A 3,959-nucleotide genomic window follows, 5' to 3' on the forward strand; every position below is an offset into this window, starting at 1 on the left:
GCAGCGGCGGGCACGGCCTCTCCGGAGCCTCGTCCAACAACGGTGGGGTCGTCATCGACCTGTCCATGCTCAACAGGGTTCAGGTGATCGACGAGCGGGCCGGGCTGGTCCGGGTCGAGGCCGGTGCCCGCTGGGCGAACGTGGCGAAGGCGCTGGCCCCGTACGGCCTGGTGATCAGCTCCGGTGACTACGGCGGCGTCGGCGTCGGCGGCCTGGCCACCGGCGGTGGTGTCGGCTGGCTGGTCCGCGTCCACGGTCTCACCATCGACCGGGTCCGCGCCGTCGAGGTGGTGCTGGCGGACGGGACGCTGGTACGCGCGGACGCCGACCACGAGCCGGAGCTGTTCTGGCTGGTCCGCGGCGCCGGGGCCGGCGCGGGCATCGTGGTGGCCTTCGAGATCGAGGCGGTCGAGCAGCGCAACGTCGGCGTCGCGCAGCTGGTCGTCGAGGCGCATCCGGACGGCCGCACCGTCCGGGAGTGGACGAGCTACCTCGCCCAGGCGCCACGGGAGTTGTCGGCGGCCGCCGTGGTGTTCGCCGAGGGTCGATCGGTCCTCATGTCCATCACCGCGGTGGTCGCCGCCGAGAGCCTGCGCCGGGCCCGACCGGCGGTGGAGCCGCTGCTCGCCATCGGGAAGGTGCTCGAACACCGGACCGACCTGCTGCCCTACCCGACGCTGGTACCGACCGCGCACCTCAACCCCAACGTCGGGCAGCAGCGTGGCACGACCACGAACGGTCTGTTCACCTCGCTGGACGACGCCGGGGCGCGGGCCGTGACGCGGGCGGTGACCGGGCCGGGGCGGGCGGTGATCCAGCTCCGCTCGTTGGGCGGCGCTGTCAACGACGTCGCCTCCGACGCGACCGCGTACCCGCATCGCCACCAGGACACGCTGATCGTGGCCTCGGTGTTTCCGCCGCAGGCCGACGCCGCGTTGAACGCCGCCTGGCGGGCCGCCGGGGCCCGCGCCGACGGCGCGTACGTCAACTTCGAGAGCCGGCCGGACCCGGCCGCGTTCGCCCGGATCTACCCGGGCGAGACCGGGGCCCGGGTTCGGCGGCTGTGGAAACGGTACGACCCGGACGGTGTGTTCCGATCGGCCCTGCTGACCGGCCAGCCACACCGCGCCACCAAGCCGAGCCGAGCCGCACAGCCGAGCCAGTCGAGCCGATCCGGCCAGGCGAGCCCATCCGGCCAGGCGGGCCGATCGGGCCAGCCACACCGGCGGCGTCGACGCCCCCGTTGACCGGTCTTCCGTGCACCGGCACACCCAGGTCCGATTCCCGCCAGCCGATGACCGGCCGAGCGGGGCATCATCGGTGACATGGAGATGGACTTCGAGCGGTGCTACCGGGCCGTCGACAGCCGTGACCAGCGGTTCGACGGCTGGTTCTACACCGGTGTGACGTCCACCGGGATCTACTGCCGGCCGTCCTGCCCGGCGATCACGCCCAAGCGGCAGAACGTCCGGTTCTTCCCGTCCGCCGCCGCCGCGCAGGGCGCCGGGCTGCGCGCCTGCCGCCGCTGCCGGCCGGACGCCGCGCCCGGCTCACCGCTCTGGGACGTCCGCGCGGACGTGGTCGGTCGGGCGATGCGGCTGATCGCCGACGGGGTTGTCGACCGGGACGGCGTACCGGGGTTGGCCTCCCGGCTGGGTTACACCGAGCGGCACCTGCACCGGATGCTGCGCGCCGAGATGGGTGCCGGGCCGCTCGCGCTGGCCCGGGCCCAACGCGCCCAGACCGCCCGGATCCTGATCGAGACGACCGACCTGGCGATGGCCGAGATCGCGTTCGCCGCCGGCTTCGGCAGCGTGCGGCAGTTCAACGACACGCTTCGCGAGGTGTACGCGAGCGCCCCGTCGGACCTGCGCACCGCCCGTGGCCGCCAACAGGCGCCGGCCGGGGCGGGGACCATCTCGCTCCGGCTGGCGTACCGCCCGCCGCTGCACGCCCGGGCGCTGCTGGACTTCCTCGCGGTACGCGCGTTGCCCGGCGTGGAGGCGGTCCGCGACGGGACGTACCACCGGGGTCTGCGGTTGCCGCACGGCACCGGCCAGGTGGCGCTGACCCCGACGGACGGGCACGTGGCGGCGACGTTGCGGCTGGCCGACCTGCGCGACCTGGCGCCGGCGGTGGCCCGCTGCCGCCGGTTGCTCGACCTGGACGCGGACCCGGCGGCCATCGACGCCACGCTGGCCGCCGACCCGGCGCTCGCCCCGGCGATCACCGCCGAACCCGGCATCCGCGTCCCCCGTGCCGTCGACGGCTTCGAGCAGGCCGTCCGCGCCATCATCGGCCAGCAGGTCTCGGTGACCTCGGCAAGAACAACCCTCACCCGCCTCCTCACCGCCCACGCTCTCGTTGATCATGAGGTTGACGCGGTCGAAGAAGATCGAATCCCAGGTCAACCTCATGATCAACGCGATGAGCTGCGGGGGTTCTTGAGCGCGGAGGACCTGTTGGCCCTGCCGGACCCGGCGTTCGGGATGCCGGTGGGGCGGCGGGAGGCGCTGCGGGGGTTGGCTCGGGCCGTGGTGGACGGATCCGTCGACCTCGCCGCGGGGGTGGATCGGGAGGAGGCCGTTCGGCGGCTGCTCGCGCTGCCCGGCATCGGCCCGTGGACCGCCAACTACCTGGCCATGCGCGCCTTCGGCGACCCGGACGTCCTCCTCAGCTCCGACCTCGCGGTCCGGCGCGGCGCCGCGGCGCTCGGCCTGCCCGACACCCCACAAACCCTCGACAGGTACGCCGAGCGTTGGCGTCCCTGGCGGTCCTACGCCACGATCAGACTCTGGAGAGCGGCATGAACATCGACAGCACCGTCCTGAGCACACCGGCCGGCCCACTGAGCATCCTCGCCGGCCCCGACGGTGACGTACGGGCGGCCGGCTTCACCCCGGACCCGGCGGCGCTGCTGCCCCTGGTCCATCCGGCCCTGCGGGCACCGCTACGGGAGCGGGCCGACCTCGGCCCGGTCAGTGCGGCGGTCCACTCCTACCTGGACGGTGACCTCGCCGCCATCGACACGGTGCCGGTGCGTCAACGCACCGGTGGCGAGTTCATGGCGCACGCCTGGCAGGTGCTGCGCGAGGTCCCGCCGGGCACCCCGGTCACCTACACCGGGTACGCCGCGCTGGCCGGTCGACCACCGGCGGTCCGAGCCGCGGCGGCTGCCTGCGCCCGGAACGCGGCAGCCCTCTTCGTGCCCTGCCACCGGGTTCTTCGCACCGACGGCACGCTCGGTGGCTACCGCTGGGGGCTGGACGTGAAGAAGTGGCTTCTCGGTCATGAGCGACGCTTGACAACAAGCTGACAGGAGCACCGACACTCATTGACGCTACCGTCTGGTAGTGCCTGTGGAGAGTGACGGCGACCCGGCCGCCCGGGCCGCCACGGGCACCCACCCCGTGCACAACCTCTGGCGGCTTCGCCCCTACCTGCGCCCGTACGCCGCCGAGTTCGCCTGGCTGCTCGTCGCGGGCCTCGCCGGCACCGCGGCCGGGATCGCCGTACCGCTGGTCGTGCAGCGGGTCGTGGACGGGCCGGTGGCCCGACACGAACCGGCCGGGCTGCTCCAGCTCGGGGGCCTGGCGCTGCTGCTCGGCGTGGTCGAGGCGGTGCTCATCTTCATCCGCCGGTGGGTCCAGTCGTCCTCGGCGGTGGGCATGGAGGCGGCGCTGCGCGCCGACGTCTACGCCCACCTGCAACGGCTGCCGACCAGCTTCCACGACCGCTGGCAGTCCGGCCAGTTGCTCTCCCGGATCACCAGCGACCTGTCGGTGATCCGCCGGTTCCTCTCCTTCGGCGTCTTCTTCCTGGTGCTCAACCTGACCACGTACGTGGTCGTGGTGGTGCTGCTGATCAACCTGCACGCGGCGCTCGGGGTGCTGGTCGCGGCCAGGCCCGAGGTGATCGACGAGGCCGAGCGGGCGGTGGAGGCGTGGACCGTCGCCGAG

4 protein-coding genes are annotated in these 3,959 nt (G+C 73.5%); all 4 read left to right on the forward strand.

Features of this window, described 5'->3' with window-relative positions; genetic code table 11:
* A partial coding sequence (locus ABZ749_RS30950) for an FAD-binding protein (RefSeq protein ID WP_357233964.1) occupies positions 1–1,247 on the forward strand: 1,247 nt, incomplete at its 5' end.
* A 78-nt stretch (positions 1,248–1,325) separates the two neighbouring features.
* Positions 1,326–2,810, forward strand: coding sequence for an AlkA N-terminal domain-containing protein (locus tag ABZ749_RS30955; RefSeq protein ID WP_357233967.1), 1,485 nt, complete (start codon positions 1,326–1,328; stop codon positions 2,808–2,810).
* Positions 2,807–3,316, forward strand: a complete 510-nt coding sequence (locus tag ABZ749_RS30960; protein ID WP_238687734.1) for a methylated-DNA--[protein]-cysteine S-methyltransferase — start codon at positions 2,807–2,809, stop codon at positions 3,314–3,316. The genes ABZ749_RS30955 and ABZ749_RS30960 overlap by 4 nt, the downstream gene beginning before the upstream one ends.
* A gap of 37 nt (positions 3,317–3,353) precedes the next feature.
* Positions 3,354–3,959: ABC transporter transmembrane domain-containing protein (locus ABZ749_RS30965; protein WP_357233969.1), on the forward strand; the 606-nt coding region annotated here is incomplete at its 3' end.

Source organism: Micromonospora sp. NPDC047753, assembly GCF_040642735.1.
Lineage (GTDB): Bacteria > Actinomycetota > Actinomycetes > Mycobacteriales > Micromonosporaceae > Micromonospora.

Bases quoted from the DNA above. Each gene is read 5' to 3' on its own strand.
- ABZ749_RS30955 (WP_357233967.1), top strand. From the start codon at position 1,326: ATGGAGATGGACTTCGAGCGGTGCTACCGGGCCGTCGACAGCCGTGAC.
- ABZ749_RS30960 (WP_238687734.1), top strand. From the start codon at position 2,807: ATGAACATCGACAGCACCGTCCTGAGCACACCGGCCGGCCCACTGAGC.